Here is an 18,390-nt window from a genome sequence, read left to right as displayed (position 1 = left end):
CGGAGCTCGTGGACGACCTGGGAGAGACCATGGCGGAGGTGCGCGAGGCGCTCGCGTGCGGCGACCACATGCAGCCGGCATCGCTCGACGGCCCGGTGGGCGCCGACCGCGACGCGACCATGGGCCAAATGCTGCCGGCGCACGGTGACGAGCTCGACCGCGCCGAGACCGCCGTCGTGATCACGGCGGCGCTGCGCGCCCTGTCGCCCCGCGACCGCCGGGTCGTGCTGCTGCGCTTCTTCGAGGACCGCACCCAGAGCGACATCGCGGGAGAGCTCGGCGTCACCCAGATGCAGGTTTCCCGCATCCTTGCGCACACGCTCGCGGCGCTGCGCGATCACATCCAGAACGGGCCGCCGCCGGCGCGCCGCCGCGCCGCCTGAGGCGAAGCGCTACCGGCTCACGCGGGCCGCGGCGGCCAGCACGTCGTCCACGGTGACCGCGAGGAGCGCAGGATCGGGGTCGGGGGCGAAGACGTCGCCGCGACGCAGGCGGGCATCGGTCAGCACGACGTGCGGGCCCGGCGGAGGTCCCCACTGCTCGGGCGAGGCCGGCCCGAAGAGCACGACGGACGGCGTGCCATACGCCGACGCGAGGTGCGCGGCCCCCGTGTCCGCCGAGACCACCAGCCGCGCGCGCTGGATGACCCCGGCGAAGCGACCGAGATCGAGCCGACCGGCCAGCACCCTCTCCTGAGCCAGCCCCGCCGCCGTCGCCACGCCGAGCGCGCGCTCGCGTTCGCCGGCGCCACCCGTGAAGACCACGCGATGGCCCTCCGCGGCGAGCGCTTCGGCGACCGCGGCGAACCGCGCGACAGGCCACAGGCGCGATCCGTACGCGGCGCCCACATGCAGCACCGTCGCGCCCTCGAGCTCCGGGATCGCGGGGGCCGACCGCAGCCGCACCTCTCCCGGATCCCCCGCGACACCGTAGGCGCCCACCAGCCGCACCCAGCGCCGCCGTTCGTGCAGCTCTGCGCGCCACGCCGGGGGCGCCTGCTCGGCCTCCGCGTCCCCGCCGGCGAAGCCGTCCAGCTCCTCGACGCGATGAACAATGCTCACGCGTGCGCCGAGGGCGTCCACGAGTCCCCGGCTCTCCGGACCGCTTCCGTGCAGGTTCACGGCGATGTCGATCCGCCCGCGCTCCAGCGGCAGCGGGTCATCGAGTCCCGGCGTGGGCAGCAGCGCGTCCACGCCGTCGACGAGGTCGACGACGGGTTCGAGCCACGCCGGCACGGCGAGCACGAGCCGGTGCTGCGGGAACGCACGCCGGAGCGCGTGGATCGCGGGCACCGCGACGAGCAGGTCCCCCAGCTTCAGCGCTCGCAGCGCGAGCAGCTCGGGACGTCCGTCGGGGCAGCCCAACTCCTGCATGGCTTCAGCATCGCAGGCGCGCCCTGAGGCGCACGAGTCGGAGAAGAGACGTTTGCCGCCGCGGAGAAGTGGGAAGTGCTCCGGTATGGGCATCGAACGCGCTTCCACCCCGCCGGTCCGCGCGGTGCTGTTCGACCGCGACGGCACCCTGGTGGAGGACGTGCCCTACAACGGCGACCCGACGCTCGTGCGGCCGATGCCCGGCGCCGAGTCGGCGATCGCCCGCGCCCGCGCCGCCGGCGCCCGGATCGGCGTCGTCTCGAACCAGTCGGGCGTCGCGCGCGGCCTGCTCACCGAGAGCCAGGTCGAGGCCGTGAACGCGAGGGTCGACGAGCTGCTGGGTCCCTTCGACGTGTGGTGCTGGTGTCCCCATGGACCCGACGACGGCTGCGGCTGCCGCAAGCCCCGGCCGGGCCTTGTGGTCGAGGCGTGCCGACGGCTGGGCGTCGCCCCGGCCGACGCGGTCGTGATCGGCGACATCGCCGCCGACGTGGGGGCCGCAGGAGCCGCGGGCGCGCGGGCCGTGCTCGTCCCCACGCCCGTGACGCTGCCCGAGGAGATCGAGGCGGCTCCGGAGGTGGCCTCCGACCTCGACGACGCCGTGCGGCTCGCCCTGATGGCACCGGCCGCATCAGCGCCCGGCGGGGGCGTCGGATGACGCGCCGGGCGCTCGTGGCGCGACTGGACAGCCTCGGCGATGTGCTGCTCGCCGGTCCCGCCGTGCGGGCCGTCGCTGCCGCCCCCGACGTCGACGAGGTGTGGATGCTCTGCAGTTCGATCGGCGCTGAGGCGGCGCGTCAGCTGCCCGGCGTCGCTCGCGTGCTGGAGTGGGACTGCCCGTGGATCACCGCGACGGCACCGAACGCGACGCCCGAGCGGATGCGCGAGCTCGATCGGCTGTTGGCCGAGGCCAGGCCGGACGTCGCCGTGATCCTGACGTCGTTCCACCAGTCGCCGCTGCCGCTGGCGCTGCAGCTGCGGCTGGCGGGCGTGCCGCGGATCGTCGGCGCGTCCGTCGACTTCGCCGGATCCCTGCTGGATGTGAGGCTGCGCCCGGGCGAGGACTTCTCCGAAGAGCTGCCGGAGCCCGAGCGCGCCCTGGAGATCGCCGGTGCCGGTGGTTTCGCACTGCCCGACGGCGACGACGGAAAGCTGCGGCTGACCTCCGCCGCCCCTCCTCCCGCGGAGGTCGCGCACATCCGCGACCTCGTGGTGGTGCATCCGGGCGCGTCCGCGTCCGCTCGCCGCTGGCCCGCCGAGCGCCATCGCGAGGCGGTGCGGCTGCTGCAGGACCGGGGCTGGCGGGTCGCCGTCACGGGCGGGCCGCACGAGCGGGAACTCACCGCCTACGTCGCCGGTGACGCGGCGCTCGATCTCGGAGGCGACACGCCGCTGCCTGCGCTGGCCGCTCTGCTCCGCCATGCGCGCGTCGTGATCACGGGCAACACGGGGCCGGCGCATGTCGCCGCCGCGGTGGGCACTCCCGTGGTGAGCCTGTTCTCGCCCGTGGTGCCCGCGGCCAGGTGGGCGCCGTACGGGGTGCCGCACGTGCTGCTCGGCGACCAGGACGCCGCCTGCCGTGGCACCCGTGCTCGCGACTGCCCCGTTGCCGGGCATCCGTGCCTGACGTCCGTCACGCCGCGCGATGTCGTGGCCGCGTGCGAGGAGCTGGCGGGGGCGCCGATCGCCGCGCGCGTGGCGGATCACCGGCGCGCGATGGAGGTGCCGGCGTGAGGGTGCTGGTGTGGCACGTGCACGGCGGTTACGCCGACGCCTTCCTTCGGGGTGCGCACGAGTACCTCGTGCCCCGCGACGATGCGCGCGGCTGGCACGGACTCGCCGGCCGGGACTGGCCGCAAGCCCGCGAGGTGCCGGCGGACCGGCTTCGGCAGGCGGAGTTCGACGTCGTCGTGCTGCAGCGCACGAAGGAGTGGGACGCCGTGCGAGAGCTGACCGGACGCGAGCCGGGGCGCGACGTCGCGGCCCTGTTCCTCGAGCACAACACGCCCAAGCCCGACGCGACCGGCACCGTGCATCCGTTCGCCGACGCCGGCATCTCGATCGTGCACGTGACGCACTTCAACCGTCTGTTCTGGGACACCGGCAACGCACGCACGCTCGTGGTCGAGCACGGCGTCCCGGACCCCGGTCCGCTGTACACGGGCGAGCTGCCGCGTGCGGCGGCGGTGATCAACGAGCCCGTCCGCCGCTGGCGCATCACGGGCACAGACCTGCTCCCCCACCTTTCCGCGGCCGCGCCGCTGGATGTGTTCGGGATGGGCGGCGAGCAGCTGCCTGCCGCCCTCGCGGCGAGCGCAGCCCCGGGTCGAGCACTCGAGGTGGAGCCGGCGGGAGACCTCCCCCCGCACCTGCTGCACGCCGAGCTCGCGCGCCGCCGGGTCTATGTGCACCCGTTCCGGTGGACGTCGCTCGGCCTGGCCCTGCTGGAGGCGATGCACCTGGGCATGCCCGTCGTCGCCCTGGCGACGACGGAGGCGCCCGCGGCGGTGCCGCCCGAGGCCGGGCTCGTCTCGAACGACCTCGACCGGCTCCAGCGGGCGATCGCCGCCTACGTCGCCGACCCCGGCCTCGCCGCCGAGCACGGGCGCGCGGCGCGCCGCCATGCGCTGGCCCATCACGGACTGCCGGCGTTCCTGCGCCGCTGGGACGACGTCCTCGCCGACGTCGTCTCGCACCATCCGCGCCGCACGGGCGCGACAACCTCCCCCTTTGCCGGAAGGAGCATGCGATGAGGATCTCGATGGTCTCGGAACACGCCAGCCCGCTCGCCGCGCTGGGAGGCGTGGACGCCGGCGGGCAGAACGTGCACGTCGCCGCGCTCTCCGCCGCGCTGGCGGAGCGCGGGCACAGCGTCACGGTCTACACCCGGCGCGACGATCCCCACCTGCCCGAGCGCGTTCCCCTGTGCCGTGGCGTCGACGTGGTGCACGTCGACGCGGGCCCGCCCGCGGCGGTTCCCAAGGACGATCTGCTGCCGTTCATGCCGGAGTTCGGCCGCGTGCTCGCCGAGCACTGGCGCGAGGACGTGCCGGACGTCGTGCACAGCCACTTCTGGATGTCGGGCGTCGCGGCGCTGCAGGCCGCCGCCCGTCTCGGCACCGCGCGTCCTCCCGTGGCGCACACCTTCCATGCCCTCGGCAACGTCAAGCGCCGCCACCAGGGCGCCGAGGACACGAGCCCGCCCGAGCGCGAGACCCTCGAGCCGGCCGTCGGCCGCAGCGCGGACACGGTCGTCGCGACCTGCTCCGACGAGGCGTTCGAGCTGATCCCGCTGGGCGTCCCCTCGAGCCGGATCGCGGTGGTGCCGTGCGGCGTCGACACGGAGCTGTTCACGCCGGAGGGGCCGGCCGAGGAGCGCGGTGCGCGCTTCCGCATCATGACCGTGGGCCGCCTGGTGCCACGCAAGGGCGTCGGCCTGACGATCACGGCGCTCGCCCGGCTCGTCGCCGAGGGGCGCGACGACATCGAGCTGACCGTGATCGGCGGCTCCCGCGGGCCCCGCGATGTCCTCGACGACCCGGACGTGCAGCGCCTGCGCGCGCACGCGCGCAGAGAGGGCGTCGAGCATCTCGTCAGCTTCCGCGGGCAGGTGCCGCACGCCGAACTGGCCGCGGCGCTGCGCTCCGCGGACGCCGTGGTGTGCGCCCCCTGGTACGAGCCGTTCGGCATCGTCCCGCTCGAGGCGATGGCGACCGGCGTGCCGGTGATCGCGGCGGCGGTCGGCGGCCTGATCGACACGGTCGTCCATGGCGGCACGGGGCTGCACGTGCCGCCGCGCGACCCCGATGCGATCGCCGCGGCGATCCGGACCTTGCGGGACGATCCGGAGCTGCGCGCGGACCTCGCGCGCGCCGGGGTCGCGCGGGCGCACACCCGGTACAGCTGGGCCAAGGTCGCGGCCGACACCGAGCGGGTCTACCGCGCACTCGCCGCCGCGTCGCCGACCGGCGCCGCGGAGAGCAGGATCGCTCCGCTGCCACGTCGTGCGGCGGCGCGGCGCGCGACGGGAGGTGCGCGCGCATGAGCGCCATCGGCACGGCGCGGCTCACCCGGCCCGACGACATCCTCACCGCCACGCTGCGCAGTCATCTGGAGGACCACACCGCCGCCATGGCGTCGCTGCACGCGCAGCTGCCCACCATCTCGGCGTGGGGCGCCGAGCTCGCGGCGCGGCTGCTGCGCGGGCAGCGCCTGCTCGCGGCCGGCAACGGCGGCTCGGCGGCGGAGGCGCAGCATCTCACCGCCGAGATCGTCGGGCGCTTCGACGGCGAGCGCCGGCCTTTCTCGGCGATCGCGCTGCACGCGGACACGTCGAGCGTCACCGCGATCGGCAACGACTACGGCTACGACGAGGTGTTCGCGCGTCAGGTCCGCGCGCACGCGCGGCCGGGCGACGTCGTCGTGCTGATGTCGACGAGCGGCCGCAGCCCGAACCTCGTCCGCGCGGCGCACGCGGCGCGGGAGGTCGGCGCCAAGGCCTGGGCCCTGACGGGCGCCGGTCCCAATCCGCTGTGCGAGGCGAGCGACGCCCACCTCGCGCTGGAGGCCACGGCCCCCGGGGCGCAGGAGGCGCAGCTCGTCGCGCTGCACCTGCTGTGCCGGGTGTTCGACCACCACGTGCGCGCGCACGACGCGGTCGCCGCCCCGCTCGTCCGCGCCGGCGCACCGGCACGGCAGGCACAGCGGGAGGACGCATGAGGATCACCGTGGTGGGAGACACCCTGCTCGACGTCGACCTCTCCGGCACCGCGGACCGGCTGAGCCCGGATGCGCCGGTGCCTGTCGTCGCCGTCAGCGAGACGGTGCGGCGTCCCGGCGGCGCGGGACTCGTCGCGGCGCTCCTCGCCCGCGACGGCGCCGACGTGCGACTCGTCACGGTGCTGGGCGACGACCAGCGCGCGCGCGAGCTGCGGGACCTGCTGCGGCGGCCACGCGGCGCCGGCGGCGCGGTCGAGGTCGTCGCAGGTCGCTCGGGCGCGCCGACGCCCGTCAAGACGCGCGTGCGCGCGGCGGGGCACGCCCTCATCCGTCTCGACGATGACTGCGACGCCCCGCCGCTCCCCCGCGCGACGCCCGAGATGCTCGCCGCGATCGACGGGGCCGATGCGATCGTCGTGGCCGACTACGGGCGCGGCGTGACCGCGGATCCCGCCCTGCGGGAGGCGTTGCAGCGTGCCGCGCATCGGGTGCCGCTGGTATGGGATCCGCATCCCCGCGGCACGGATCCGGTCCCGTCGACGGCGGTCGTCACGCCGAATCTCTCGGAGGCTCTCGCGGCCGCCGGCGAGCAGGGCGACGGCATCGCCGCGGCCGCCGCTGCCGCGACGCGGCTCGCCGACCGCTGGCGCGCGAAGGCGGTGCTCGTGACCCTCGGGGCGCGCGGCGCGCTGCTCGCCACGGCCGAGTCGGTGGCCCCCCACGTCGTGCCGGTCGTGCCCGTCACGACGGCCGATCCGTGCGGAGCGGGAGATCGCCTCAGCGCCTCGCTCGTGGTCGCGCTGGCACGCGGCGCCTCGCCGGCCGAGGCGGCATCGCAGGCGGTGGCGTCCGCCGGGCGGTTCCTCGCCTCCGGCGGCGTCGCCGGCCTGGATGCCCCGCAGGAGGCGGTGCCGCTGGGCGGCGCGTCGGACGCGCTGGCGACGGCTGCCGCGATCCGCGCACGAGGCGGCACGGTCGTCGCGACCGGCGGATGCTTCGACCTCCTGCACGCGGGCCATGCCCGGACGCTCGCCGCGGCGCGTGCCCTGGGCGACTGCCTGATCGTGTGCCTCAACAGCGACCACTCCGTCCGCGACCTCAAGGGGCCCGAGCGTCCGATCATGGGCGAGGCGGACAGGCGCGATCTGCTTCTCGCCCTGCAGTGCGTCGACGCCGTCGTCGTGTTCGAGGAGAGCACCCCGACCGAGGCGCTGCGGCGGATCCGGCCGGACATCTGGGTGAAGGGCGGCGACTACGCCGCGGAGGACCTTCCCGAGACGGCCGTGATCGCCGAGTGGGGCGGCCGCACGGTCACCGTGCCCTACCACCCTGGCCGTTCGACCACCCGCCTGGCCGGCGCGCTCGCCCGCGTCGGCTGACCCGCGCGCGTCGGGTTCGCGAGCGCTTGATCACCGTCCGACAGAACAGACCACGTCCGGAAGAAGAACGAAGGAGCACCATGACCGCAGACCGCAGCCTCGGCAATGTCATCGTCACCGGAGGGGCATCCGGCCTCGGGGCCGCCGTCGCCCGGGCCGTCCGCGACGCGGGAGGGCGCGCGCTCGTGCTCGACCTGGATATCTCGGGGGCCGACGTGCCGGACGCCTTCACGGCCGACGTGTCCGACACCCGTGCGACGGAGCAGCTCGTGAGCGAGCTCGCCGAGCGCTTCGGCGGTCTGGACGCCGTCGTGACGGCCGCCGGCGTGGACCGCCCGGCTCCGCTCGAGGGGCTGTCCGGTGACGACTGGGAGTGGATCGTCGGCGTCAATCTGTTCGGCACCGCCGCGGTGGTCAGGGCTGCGCTTCCCGCGCTGAAGGCCTCGCACGGTCGCGTCGTGACGATCGCGTCGTCGCTCGCGCTGAAGGGCGTGGGAGACGCCACCGCCTACTGCGCCTCCAAGTTCGGCGTGCTGGGGTTCTCCCGCGCGCTCGCGGCCGAGACGAAGGGGCAGCTCGGCGTGACGACCGTGTTCCCCGCCGGCATGCGCACGCGATTCTTCGACGGCCGCGACGAGCAGTACAAGCCGGGCCCGGACGCGGCGCTGATCGACCCGGCCCACGTCGCCGACGCGATCGTGTTCGCGCTGCGTCAGCCGGTCGGCGTCGAGATCCGCGAGCTCGTCATGTGCCCCGAGGAGGAGCCGTCGTGGCCGTGAGCGGCCTGCCGGGCTCGCCCTCGAGCAGCGACCTGACGTCGTCGTAGACGGCGGCTGCGGGCACGTCGTCCACGAACGTGACGTCGTGCTCGCAGCGGGGCGCGGTCCAGCCCACCTGGGTCGCATCCCGCCCGCATACCGGGCAGTGCGTCGTCCACGACAGCTGCACACGGTGACGGGCGCGGGTGAGCGGCCCGGCATTGATGAGGTTCCCCGCCCAGAAGATGCTCGCCGTCCGCGTGCCCACGGCCTGCGCCAGATGGCGCGGGCCGCTGTCGTTTCCGACCATCACGTCCGCAAGAGCGAGCACGCCCGCCAGCTCGCCCAGGCCGATCCGTCCGGCGAGCGAGACGACCGCGTCTCCGGCGAGGCGCGCGACGCGCCGCGCGATCGCCTCGGTGAGCGGCGCGTCCTCGCCGGCGCCCACGAAGACGATCCGCATGCCGTCTGCGGCGCAGCGCAGCGCGATCTCCTCGAACCGCTCTGCCGGCCATCGCCGGCGCGGGTCGGTCGCTCCCGGGTGGATCACGATCAGCGGCTCGGGGCCCGCACCGGTCAGCTCCCGCCCTCGCCGCCGCTCGGCGGCCGTGACGGCCACGACCGGCTCCGGGCCGACGGAGGGCGCGCCCGCCAGCGCCACCGTCTCGAGATGACGCAACACCTCGTGCTGGTAGTAGACGTACGGCAGGGTGCGCTCGAGCGGTGCGGCGTCCGGCGTCGCCGCGCCGACCGTGTGCCGTGCTCCCAGCGCCAGCAGGAACGGATTGGAATTGCGCCCGCCGCCGTGCAGCTGGCACGCGAGATCGAAGCCCTCGGCGCGCATCCTGCGCATGAAGGCACCGGTGGCGCGCGGGTCGTCGTCGCCCGCGGGCCGGTTCACGCCGCGCGCCGGGGGCAGCAGTTCGACGCGCGTCACCGGTCCGGGCCGGTCGCGCAGCAGCTCGCGGTGCATCGGGGTCCCCAGCAGCACGATCTCCGCCTCGGGATACGCGTCCGCGAGCGCATCCAGCGCCGGCAGCGCGAACAGCAGGTCACCGAGGCCTCCCCCGCGCAGCACGGCGATCTTCAGCACCTCGTCGAACCGGTCGCGGCCGGCCATGGCCGCCGCCGGCATCCGCGTCGCGCTCACCTCGCCCCCCCGTTTCCATCCCTCTGACGTCTCCCGGTCTGTTCCCCGCGCACGGCCGGCCCAAACCTTCCGTGGCCGCTTCCGACCGCGACGTGTGGCGGGCGCCGCGATCGGGTACAGGAGCGTCATGACGCATCCGGCTGAGATCGTCCCCCGCCTCCGGTCCGACGCGCCGCGCGTGCTCGTCGTCGGCGACCTGATCCTGGATCGATGGCTCCGCGGCGGCGTCCGTCGTCTCAGTCGCGAGGCGCCGGTGCCGGTGGTGGAGGCCGCCGAGCAGACCGACTGCCCCGGCGGCGCCGCCAACACCGCCGTCAACCTCGTGGCTCTGGGCGCGCGCGTGCGGCTCGTGGGAGAGATCGGCGACGACGCGGAGGGTCGGACGCTGCGCGGCCTGCTCGACGCCGCCGGGGTCGACACCTCGGGCGTCATCGTCGACGGCGCCCGGCCGACCGCGTCGAAGACGCGCATCGTCGGGGACGATCAGATCCTCGTGCGCATCGATCGCGCCCGGCCGGCGGGCGCGATGGGCGAGCGCCTTCCGGCGGCGCTGGAGCCCGGGACGGATGAGTCCCTGGTGATCTGCGACTACGACGGCGGCCTGTTCGACGACGCCGTCGTGGCGGCCCTGGCACGGCGGCGACGGGCGAGCAGGATCGTCGTCGACGCGCACGACGTCGCGCGCTGGGCGCCGCTGCGCCCCGACCTGGTGACGCCGAACGCACGCGAGACCGAGGCGCTGCTGGGGCGCGCGCTCCTGGAGGCCTCGGCGCGCGCGGACGCCATCGCCGGCGTCGCCGACGAGGTGCTCACGGCGTCCGGCGCCGCGACGGCGATCGTGACCCTGGATCGCGACGGCACCATCCTGCTGCAGCGGACGCCCACGGGCGACGTGTCCGCATCCCATCGGACCCGCGCTCGCCCCGCTCCCGAGAACCAGGCGACCGGCGCCGGGGACACCTTCGCGGCCGCCGCGACGGTCGCACTGGCGGTCGGCGCCGCGCCGGCAGCGGCGGCCGACTTCGCACAGCGCGCGGCGGACGTCGTGGTCTCGCGTCCGGACACCGCCGTGTGCACGCTGGCGGACCTCGACGCGGGGGCGGGCGCGTCGGCTGCCCCCGGCACCCTCGATCCCGATGCCCTGCGCGCCCTCGTCGAGCGCGAGCGCGGACGCGGACGCACGGTCGTCTTCACGAACGGCTGCTTCGACCTGCTCCATCTCGGGCACACCGCACATCTGCGCCAGGCGAAGGAGCTCGGCGACGTGCTCGTCGTGGCGCTCAACGACGATGCCTCCGTGCGGCGCCTGAAGGGCCCCGGCCGCCCCGTGAACCCGCTGGAGGACCGCGCCCGCGTGCTGGAGTCGCTCGAGAGCGTCGACTACGTGACCGTGTTCCGCGAGGACTCCCCCGCCGCGCTGCTGGCCGACCTGCGTCCGGACATCTATGCCAAGGGCGGCGACTACACGCCCGAGATGCTCGAGGAGACGGCGGTCGTGCGCGGTTACGGCGGCGAGGTGCGGATCCTCGACTTCATCCCCGCGCACTCGACGACCGAGATGGTCAGCCGCATCGCGCAGGGTGCCGCGCTGCGCTGACCGGGCGCCGGGCGGCGCCCACTAACCCAGGGCGCGTGCGATCGCGTCGGTCGCGGCCAGCCGCACGCGCTCGACGTGCGGCGCCAGGGCGCCGGGTCGCCGCACGAGAAAGAGCGTGTTGATCGGGGGATCCTCGGTCGGGTGGAGGTCGATGAGCCGCCCGCTCGAGAGCGCCTCCCGGCACACGTGCAGCGGGAGGACGGTCGCGCCGGCACCGGCGACGGCGGCCTCCCGCAGCGTGCGCAGGTCGGGAACCGTCAGCGCCGGCTCGCGTTCGAGGCGCACGCCGAACACGTGTCGCCAGTAGCGGCGCAGGATCGGCACGTCGTGTGCGAAGGCGAGCAGCGGCACCTCGTCCAGGTCGTCGGGGGAGCCGACGGGCGCGCGCGTGAGGCCGGGAGCCGCCACCAGCACGAACGTCTCATCCGTCACGGGAGTCGCGATCACCGATCGTCCGCGCGGCCGCTCGGAAGCCACGACGAGGTCGAGCACGCCGGAGCGGAGGCTGTCGACGAGCGGACCGCTGAGCCCCGGCACGACCTGCAGCCGCACGCCGCCCGCGACGAGGGCCGCGAGCCCCGGCACGACCACCTCCGCCAGGATGTCGGCCGCTCCGCCGATGCGCACCGGCGCGTGCGGACCGCCCTCACCCGGACGCATCCCGCCGATCGCCTCGGCGACCGCGGCGAACGGGCCGGTGAGCCGCATCGCCAGGTCATCGGCCCGCGGCGTCGGCGTGACGCCGCGCGCCGTGCGCTCGAACAGCCGCTCCCCGAGCATCCCCTCGAGCGCCTGGAGCTGGGCCGTGACCGCCGGTTGTGTGAGCCCGAGCGTCCGGGCGGCGCCCGACAGCGATCCCGACGTGTGCACGGCGAGGAACGTGCGCCACAGCGGAAGGCGATCCAGCCCATCAGGGGATCTATGGCTCATATTGCGAAGCTATCGGAAGATGCCGCAGCCGAGCGCGTTGCTCCTGTTGCGGCACCCTTCCGGGCGCCGGCCACGACAACCCGAGGAGACCCATGTCCACCGTTCTGTTCGTCGTCACCGCAGCCCGTTCCTGGACCCTGTCCGACGGAAGTACGCACCCCACCGGCTACTGGGCCGAAGAGCTGCTCACTCCCCACCGCCTGCTGACCGAGGCGGGCCACAGCGTGGTCTTCGCCAGTCCCGGCGGCGTCGCGCCCGTCGCGGACGAAGCCTCACTCTCCGACGATGACGGTGCGCGTGCCGCGATCTCCGCGATCGCCGGCCTCCAGTCGCCCCTCCGGCTCGAGGAGGTCGATCTCGGCACGATCGACGCCGTGTTCTACCCCGGCGGCCACGGCCCCATGGAGGACCTCGCCGTGGATGCGACGTCCGGCGCGCTTCTTTCCGACGCGCTGGAGGCGGAGAAGCCGGTCGCACTGGTGTGCCATGGGCTCGCCGCACTGCTGGCCGCCCGCCGCGCCGACGGTGCACTCGTCGCGGCGGGACGCACCGTCGCGGCATTCACCGATGAGGAGGAGCGCCAGGGCGGGCTCGCGGACAAGGCCCCGTGGCTGCTCGAGACCACGCTGCGCAAGCACGGCGTGACGGTCGACGCAGCCGAGCCCTGGGCCGATCACCTCGTCGAGGACGGCAACCTCGTGTCGGGCCAGAACCCGCAGTCGTCCGCGTCCGTGGCGCGGGCGCTGCTGCGCCGCCTCCCGGCCTGACGCTCGCACCACCCGCACCGACGATGGCCCCGCCCGGCGGCGGGGCCATCGTCGTGCGCGCGCGCTCGAGCGACGTGGTGCACACGCGGCCCGCGCCGTCGAGCCCCCGGACATCCGCGCATGCGGACGCTAGATTTCCGGCATGAGCGCACAGATCCCCGAGGAAGACCTCGACAACCTCGACCTCGAGCCCGACGTCGTCGAGCGCCTTCGCAACGGCACCGCGACGAGGGACGACGAGATCGCGAAGCTGCAGGCCTGGCGTCACGCCGCACAGGAGCAGGGAGACATGCAGCGCACGGCAGAGCTCGACGCGCTGATCTCCGCGCAGCGCCTGGAGAGCTGATCCCACCGAACCGAGACCTCATCCCGCACGCGAGACATCACCGTCCGTCGATGTCTCGAGCGGCGGATGAGGTCCGGCGGCGGACGACGGCGATCGCGCCACGCGGCGGCTGAGATCCCCCAACGGAGGCCGGTGTCGGCAACGAAGAAGCCCCTCGCCGTGCGGCGAGGGGCTTCTTCTTCCGGTGGACCCAGGGGGATTCGAACCCCCGACCTTCTCATTGCGAACGAGACGCGCTACCAACTGCGCCATGGGCCCGTGAACCTCGGACTACATTACCAGACCTCGGCGGCGCCCCCGCACGCGCGCGGGAAGCCCGGGCGTGGCGTCAGGCCGAATCAGGCGGACGCGCGGCGCGCGAGCAGATCGCGCACGTGCGCCTCGATCTCGGCGTCGTCGACGTATCCCATGCGGGCGAACGGCGAAGCCGCCGGGGCCGGCTCGGGCCGCGCGGTCTCGATCGGAACCGGCGCGGGACGCAGCTGCTCGGCGCGGGCGCGGAGCGCCTCCTGCGCGGCCGCCCGGCGCAGCGCCTCGCGGGCATCGGCCTCGGCGCGCGCGGCCTGCGCGCGCGAGCCCGCGGTCGCGGTGAGCGGCGCGGGCAGTGTCCGCGGCACCCAGCCGCGATCGGCCTCGTCGAGGAGCGGCGCGGGTGCGGCGCGACGCGCGGGTTCCGGCAGCGCCACAGGCGCGGCGCGGCGTGCGGCACGCGCCTGCACGGCGGCCATCCGCTGCAGCAGCCCGAGCCCCGTGAACACGGCGGCACCGCCGACGACCAGCCACGCGGCACCGGCTCCTGCGACGAGCGCCCACACGCCCAGCGCCGCGACAGCGAGACCGGCGAGCACGAGCGCGGTCGCTGCGACACGGATCCGTCGGCGTGCCTTCGCCTGCCGCACCTCGGGGGCCGCGCGCAACGCCGCGAGCTCACGACGCTTCTGCTCGAGCGCGAGCAGATCCTTGTCGCGCTCCAGGCGGGTCTCCTCCACCCTCAGCCGGCTGCGCTCGGCCTGCAGGCGCTTGGCCAGCTTCTGCTTGGCGGCCGCCTCACGTGCCGTGAGTTCGACGCGCACGACGTCCGGGGTCTCGCTGGTCTCGGCAAGCACGCGCAGCGCCTGGTTCAAGCGCACGGCGTTGCGCTCCGCGGCGTCGTACCGCGCGCGGCTCTGCCAGGTGGGCAGCAGGTACACGAGGAAGAGCAGCACGGCGACGGCGACGACCACGCCTCCGCCCAGCAGCTGCCCATCCATGCGACCAACGGTAGGCGACCACGTCTCCCGGGCCGGGGATGTCGCGGGCGTGTCCCCCCGACATCCCCGATGCGCCACCGCTGTGCGCCCTCGTCGGGCTCGCCCGGTCGACGCGCGGAGAGGTGATCAGCCGGCGACGCGGTCGGCGGGCGGCACGTCGGCCGCATGCTCGGGCGCGCGGCCCGACAGCCAGCGCTGCAGCACGCCGTCCGGGACGTCCTCGGTCGTGAGGGCGAAGGCGTAGTGGTCGCGCCAGGCGCCGTCGATGTGGATGTACCGACGTCGCAGGCCCTCGTAGCGGAAGCCGAGCTTCTGCACGACGCGCAGGCTGGCCGCGTTCTCCGGACGGATGCAGATCTCCATCCGGTGCAGCTGCAGCTCGGTGAAGCACACGTCGGTCGCGAGCGCGACCGCCGTCGGCGTGATGCCCTTGCCGGCGAACCGCTCGCTCACCCAGTAGCCGATCGTCGCCGAGGACAGCGAGCCCCGCGCGAGCCCCCACACGTTCAGCTGACCCGTGATCTCGCCGTCGTACTCCATCACGAACGGCACGCCCTGCCCGTCGCGGTACTGCTGCAGCAGGCGCCGGATGCTGCCGCGCATGTCGAGCGGCGCAGGCCCACCCGGGCTCGTCGCCTCCCACGGGCGCAGCCACGACCGATTCGTCACCAGTTCGTTCTGCAGTGCGCGCGCGTCACGGTGACGAATGAGCCGGATGGAGATCGGCCCATGTTGTCGCGGGGCGAGACCTTCCATCCGGCTCCTTCGGGAACGTGCGTGTCAGAGCGAGGCTGCGAAGTCCTTGAACCACGGTCGCAGCTCGGGACCGAGGTCGGGACGGTCGGCCGCGAGGCGCATGATCGCCTTGATGTAGTCGACCCTATCCCCGGTGTCGTAGCGGCGCCCGCGGAACACGACGCCGTACACGCCGGGGCCCTCCGGGTCGGCAGCGATCTCCTGCAGCGCGTCGGTCAGCTGGATCTCGCCGCCCTTGCCCGGCTCGGTGCGCGCCAGGATGGGGAAGATCTCGGGCGAGAGCACGTAGCGGCCGATGATGGCGAGGTTGGACGGGGCGTCCTCCTTCGCGGGCTTCTCGACGAGGCCCTTCACCTTCACGACGCCCTCGGTGTCGGTCTCCTCGACGTCGGCGCAGCCGTACAGGTGGATGCTGTCGGGGTCGACCTCCATGAGCGCGATGACCATCGCGCCGCGCTTCGCCTGCTCGGAGATCATCGTCGTCAGCAGCTCGTCGCGCTCGTCGATGAGGTCGTCGCCCAGCATGACGGCGAACGGCGACGTGCCCACGTGCGCCTCGGCGCGCAGCACCGCGTGTCCGAGGCCCTTCGGCTCGCCCTGACGGACGAAGTGGATGTCGGCCAGGTCGCTCGAGGCCTGCACGCGCTCGAGGCGCGCCTTGTCGCCCTTGTCGAGCAGCTTCGTCTCGAGCTCCGGCACCGAGTCGAAGTGGTTCGCGAGCGCGTTCTTGTTGCGGCCGATGATCATCAGCACGTCGCGGATGCCCGCGGCGACCGCTTCCTCCACGACGTACTGGATGGCCGGCTTGTCGACGACCGGCAGCATCTCCTTCGGAGTGGCCTTGGTCGCCGGGAGGAAGCGCGTGCCCAATCCGGCCGCGGGGATGACTGCCTTGATCTGCGGGGGGTGCATCCCCTCATCGTAGGCGACCCGCAGTTGTCCTCCCGGGATCTGATATAGGAACCGCCGGGACGCAACCCGGGGCCCATCGGTGAACGGGCTCTGAACGTCACCCGCCCCTAGACTCGTCGCATGACGGACGCCCTCGATCAGGCCAAGCGGGCGCTGCGCGCCGAGCTCCGCGAGCGACGCCAGCAGCTCTCCGATGCGCAGCGGGAGGCCGCGGCGGACGGCATCCGTCAGCAGCTGGATGCGCTCGTCGACGCGCGCGGCGCGCGGAGCGTCTCCTGCTTCCTCTCCTCCCCCACCGAGCCCGGCACGCGGCCGTTCATCAACGCCGCGATCGAGCGCGGCATCCGGGTGCTGCTGCCCGTCATGCGCGAGGACGGCCTGCTCGACTGGACCGTCGCATCCGCGGCCGGCGAGGAGGTGCGCAGCGCGCTGGGCGTGCCCGAGGCGGTGGGCGAGCTGCTCGGGCCGATCGCCGTCAACGACGTCGACCTGCTCATCGTCCCGGCCGCCGCCGTGGATCGCACGGGGATGCGGATGGGGTGGGGCCGCGGGTTCTTCGACAAGACCATCGGCTCCATGGCGAACTGCCCGCCGGTATACGCGGTCATCTATGATTCGGAACTGGTCGACAGCGTGCCGCAGGATGTGCACGACCAGCCGGTGACCGGGGTCGTGACCCCGACGCGCACGCTGGAACTGCCGTTCCACTCCTGACTCTTCACGATCGCCGAGGTCACATGCCCACCTACGCCTATGCCTGCAAGTCGTGCGGGCACGCCTTCGATGCCGTCCAGTCGTTCGCCGATGCGGCCCTCAGCGAGTGCCCCGAGTGCGGGGGCGTGCTGCGCAAGCAGTACGGATCCGTCGGCGTGACGTTCAACGGCTCGGGCTTCTACCGCACGGACTCGCGCGGCTCGAGCACGACTGCTGGCGACACATCCGCCCCTGCTGCATCATCGAAGACGGAATCGGCGCCCGCTTCGGGCGCGTGAACGGGACGGCGCCGACGGGCGCCGGGTGAAGGGGGAACAGCCCATGCTGCAGGGATTCAAGGACTTCATCACCCGCGGGAACGTGATCGATCTCGCGGTGGCCGTGATCATCGGCGCGGCGTTCACCGCGATCGTGACCGCCGTCGTCGACAACTTCATCAATCCGCTGCTCGGCGTCCTGCTGCCGTCGGGGAGCCTGAGCGGATGGGTCATCCCGGTCCCCGGTGTCTTCGGCGAGCCGGCGGAGTTCGGCATCGGCGCGATCATCCAGGCCGTGATCAACTTCCTGTCCGTCGCCGCCGTCGTGTACTTCCTCCTCATCGTCCCGATGAACAAGCTCGCCGAGCGCCGCGCCGCCAAGCTCGGCGTCACGGAGGACGCGGCTCCCGCCGCTCCCACGCAGGAGGAGCTGCTCGCCGAGATCCGCGACCTGCTCGCCGCTCAGCAGCCGCGCGCCTGACGTCCGCACGTCTCGAGGGCCGTCCCGCGCGGGGCGGCCCTCGTCGTGTGAGCGGTCAGTAGTGCGGCGGCACGTCGCGACGGAGGCGCTCGTCGTTCGGGCCGGCGTCGGTCGTCTTCCGCACGGGCGCCTCCGCGCCGCGCAGCGTCGCCTCGGCCTCGGAGTCGGTCAGCGTCCCGTCGACGGGTGTCAGCATCGCCCGGCGTGATCCGCGCACGCGGACGATCCGCTGCCGCGGCACCTCTGCGTCCATCCCGCTGTTATAGCGCGAGCGGCTGGGTGTCGCCGTCGGCCCGCTGCGCCTCGGGAGAGACGCCGAGCACCGAGGCGATCCGCGCGGCCACGGCCGCCGGGTCGCTGTAGAGGTCGAACGCGTGCACGCGCACGTAGTGCCAGCCGAGGCGGCGCAGCACGTGCGGACGCAGGCGCAGCGACTCCCGCAGCGACTCGCCGCGCGACTCGGGGTCAGGCTCGACCACCACGGCCTTGCCGTCGTACTGGGCGACCAGCGGCAGCAGGCCGCGGTAGTCCACGTCCACCGCGACACCGAGGCGGCGCAGCTCGCGCGCGAGAGCGAGCGTCAGCGGGTCGGCGAGATCCTCGAGGCGGGCCTCCCGCCCGCGCGCCGCGATGCTGCCGAGGATGCCCATGAGCGTTGCCGCTCCGTGCTCGAGGCGGCCCTCGTCGAAGGCCGAGGGCCGGATCGACGACACGATCACCATCGAGCGGCGCGCGCGGGTCATGCCGACCGTGAGCAGGCGCTCGCCGTCGGGCGTCGACAGGTCGCCGAAGTCGCTGAGCACGCGGCCGTGCTTGGTCAGGCCGTAGCCGAGCGAGAAGATGACGCGGTCGCGGCTCTCGGCCGTTGCCTGCTCGAGCGTGAGCACCGCGAGCGGCTCTGCGGTCTCGCGGCCGACGAAGTCGGCGACGTCCGAGCGGCCCGCGAAGGCCTCGGTCACGGCGGTGCGCACGCGCTCGGCATGACGCCGGCTGGCCGTGAC

Annotated in this window: 21 protein-coding genes, 1 tRNA gene and 1 pseudogene; 14 read left to right on the top strand and 9 right to left on the bottom strand. The window is 74.1% G+C overall.

The features are described 5' to 3' along the window. A partial coding sequence (locus RIF89_RS03410; RefSeq protein ID WP_309067754.1) for a sigma-70 family RNA polymerase sigma factor occupies positions 1-383 on the top strand: 383 nt, incomplete at its 5' end. 9 nt (positions 384-392) lie between these two features. Here RIF89_RS03410 and RIF89_RS03405 read toward each other — a convergent pair. Next, positions 393-1,373 carry a glycosyltransferase family 9 protein gene (locus RIF89_RS03405; RefSeq protein ID WP_309067753.1) on the bottom strand — a complete coding sequence of 327 codons (981 nt, stop codon included), beginning with the start codon at positions 1,371-1,373 and terminating at the stop codon, positions 393-395. A gap of 85 nt (positions 1,374-1,458) precedes the next feature. On the opposite strand from RIF89_RS03405, the gene RIF89_RS03400 reads away from it, so the two are divergent. The 7 genes from RIF89_RS03400 to RIF89_RS03370 all read left to right on the top strand — a co-directional run bounded on the left by RIF89_RS03400 (position 1,459) and on the right by RIF89_RS03370 (position 8,250). Then, entirely contained in the window at positions 1,459-2,031 is a 573-nt protein-coding gene (locus RIF89_RS03400) for an HAD family hydrolase (RefSeq protein ID WP_309067752.1), read from the top strand. Beyond that, positions 2,028-3,107, top strand: coding sequence for a glycosyltransferase family 9 protein (locus tag RIF89_RS03395; RefSeq protein WP_309067751.1), 1,080 nt, complete (start codon positions 2,028-2,030; stop codon positions 3,105-3,107). The genes RIF89_RS03400 and RIF89_RS03395 overlap by 4 nt, the downstream gene beginning before the upstream one ends. After that, the gene (locus tag RIF89_RS03390; protein ID WP_309067750.1) at positions 3,104-4,126 is read left to right on the top strand and encodes a glycosyltransferase; all 1,023 of its coding nucleotides are present in this window, start codon (positions 3,104-3,106) and stop codon (positions 4,124-4,126) included. The genes RIF89_RS03395 and RIF89_RS03390 overlap by 4 nt, the downstream gene beginning before the upstream one ends. Continuing rightward, the gene (locus tag RIF89_RS03385) at positions 4,123-5,418 is read left to right on the top strand and encodes a glycosyltransferase (RefSeq protein WP_309067749.1); all 1,296 of its coding nucleotides are present in this window, start codon (positions 4,123-4,125) and stop codon (positions 5,416-5,418) included. The genes RIF89_RS03390 and RIF89_RS03385 overlap by 4 nt, the downstream gene beginning before the upstream one ends. Next, positions 5,415-6,092 carry an SIS domain-containing protein gene (locus tag RIF89_RS03380; RefSeq protein ID WP_309067748.1) on the top strand — a complete coding sequence of 226 codons (678 nt, stop codon included), beginning with the start codon at positions 5,415-5,417 and terminating at the stop codon, positions 6,090-6,092. The genes RIF89_RS03385 and RIF89_RS03380 overlap by 4 nt, the downstream gene beginning before the upstream one ends. Continuing rightward, entirely contained in the window at positions 6,089-7,471 is a 1,383-nt protein-coding gene (locus tag RIF89_RS03375; protein WP_309067747.1) for a PfkB family carbohydrate kinase, read from the top strand. The genes RIF89_RS03380 and RIF89_RS03375 overlap by 4 nt, the downstream gene beginning before the upstream one ends. A gap of 80 nt (positions 7,472-7,551) precedes the next feature. Then, the gene (locus RIF89_RS03370) at positions 7,552-8,250 is read left to right on the top strand and encodes an SDR family oxidoreductase (RefSeq protein WP_309067746.1); all 699 of its coding nucleotides are present in this window, start codon (positions 7,552-7,554) and stop codon (positions 8,248-8,250) included. Here RIF89_RS03370 and RIF89_RS03365 read toward each other — a convergent pair. Further along, the gene (locus RIF89_RS03365; RefSeq protein WP_309067745.1) at positions 8,216-9,379 is read right to left on the bottom strand and encodes a glycosyltransferase family 9 protein; all 1,164 of its coding nucleotides are present in this window, start codon (positions 9,377-9,379) and stop codon (positions 8,216-8,218) included. The two genes, RIF89_RS03370 and RIF89_RS03365, sit on opposite strands and share 35 nt — an antisense overlap. Before the next feature lie 127 nt (positions 9,380-9,506). On the opposite strand from RIF89_RS03365, the gene rfaE2 reads away from it, so the two are divergent. Then, positions 9,507-10,976, top strand: a complete 1,470-nt coding sequence (gene rfaE2, locus RIF89_RS03360; RefSeq protein ID WP_309067744.1) for a D-glycero-beta-D-manno-heptose 1-phosphate adenylyltransferase — start codon at positions 9,507-9,509, stop codon at positions 10,974-10,976. Between the two features lie 21 nt (positions 10,977-10,997). Here the strand turns inward: rfaE2 and RIF89_RS03355 are convergent, their stop codons facing one another. Beyond that, positions 10,998-11,906, bottom strand: coding sequence for a LysR family transcriptional regulator (locus RIF89_RS03355; RefSeq protein WP_309067743.1), 909 nt, complete (start codon positions 11,904-11,906; stop codon positions 10,998-11,000). A gap of 92 nt (positions 11,907-11,998) precedes the next feature. On the opposite strand from RIF89_RS03355, the gene RIF89_RS03350 reads away from it, so the two are divergent. Continuing rightward, the gene (locus RIF89_RS03350) at positions 11,999-12,673 is read left to right on the top strand and encodes a type 1 glutamine amidotransferase domain-containing protein (protein ID WP_309067742.1); all 675 of its coding nucleotides are present in this window, start codon (positions 11,999-12,001) and stop codon (positions 12,671-12,673) included. A gap of 142 nt (positions 12,674-12,815) precedes the next feature. Next, positions 12,816-13,019 carry a hypothetical protein gene (locus tag RIF89_RS03345; protein WP_309067741.1) on the top strand — a complete coding sequence of 68 codons (204 nt, stop codon included), beginning with the start codon at positions 12,816-12,818 and terminating at the stop codon, positions 13,017-13,019. Between the two features lie 185 nt (positions 13,020-13,204). On the opposite strand, the gene RIF89_RS03340 is transcribed toward RIF89_RS03345, so the two are convergent. The 4 genes from RIF89_RS03340 to galU form a co-directional block, all read right to left on the bottom strand. After that, positions 13,205-13,277, bottom strand: a tRNA-Ala gene (locus RIF89_RS03340). An 80-nt stretch (positions 13,278-13,357) separates the two neighbouring features. Beyond that, complete coding sequence (locus RIF89_RS03335) at positions 13,358-14,269, bottom strand: hypothetical protein (protein WP_309067740.1); 912 nt, start codon at positions 14,267-14,269, stop codon at positions 13,358-13,360. A gap of 126 nt (positions 14,270-14,395) precedes the next feature. After that, positions 14,396-15,025 (bottom strand): GNAT family protein, encoded by a 630-nt coding sequence (locus tag RIF89_RS03330; protein ID WP_309067739.1) that lies wholly within the window; start codon positions 15,023-15,025, stop codon positions 14,396-14,398. Positions 15,026-15,049: 24 nt separating this feature from the next. Next, complete coding sequence (gene galU, locus RIF89_RS03325; protein ID WP_309067738.1) at positions 15,050-15,937, bottom strand: UTP--glucose-1-phosphate uridylyltransferase GalU; 888 nt, start codon at positions 15,935-15,937, stop codon at positions 15,050-15,052. A gap of 120 nt (positions 15,938-16,057) precedes the next feature. On the opposite strand from galU, the gene RIF89_RS03320 reads away from it, so the two are divergent. The 3 genes from RIF89_RS03320 to mscL are packed head-to-tail and all read left to right on the top strand — an operon-like array spanning position 16,058 to position 17,389. Then, positions 16,058-16,651 (top strand): 5-formyltetrahydrofolate cyclo-ligase, encoded by a 594-nt coding sequence (locus RIF89_RS03320; RefSeq protein WP_309067737.1) that lies wholly within the window; start codon positions 16,058-16,060, stop codon positions 16,649-16,651. Between the two features lie 23 nt (positions 16,652-16,674). Continuing rightward, a complete protein-coding gene (locus tag RIF89_RS03315) occupies positions 16,675-16,929 on the top strand; it encodes an FmdB family zinc ribbon protein (RefSeq protein WP_309067736.1) in 255 nt (84 codons plus the stop codon). A gap of 43 nt (positions 16,930-16,972) precedes the next feature. Further along, positions 16,973-17,389, top strand: coding sequence for a large conductance mechanosensitive channel protein MscL (gene mscL, locus RIF89_RS03310; RefSeq protein ID WP_309067735.1), 417 nt, complete (start codon positions 16,973-16,975; stop codon positions 17,387-17,389). Between the two features lie 55 nt (positions 17,390-17,444). On the opposite strand, the gene RIF89_RS03305 is transcribed toward mscL, so the two are convergent. After that, a complete protein-coding gene (locus RIF89_RS03305; protein ID WP_309067734.1) occupies positions 17,445-17,642 on the bottom strand; it encodes a hypothetical protein in 198 nt (65 codons plus the stop codon). Between the two features lie 7 nt (positions 17,643-17,649). Next, positions 17,650-18,390: pseudogene (locus tag RIF89_RS03300) on the bottom strand (AAA family ATPase); the annotation flags it as partial.

Source organism: Microbacterium sp. (assembly GCF_031178525.1).
Classification (GTDB): Bacteria; Actinomycetota; Actinomycetes; order Actinomycetales; family Microbacteriaceae; genus Microbacterium.
Note: the sequence above shows the minus strand (reverse complement) of the source record. Positions and strands in the feature narration are given on the sequence as shown.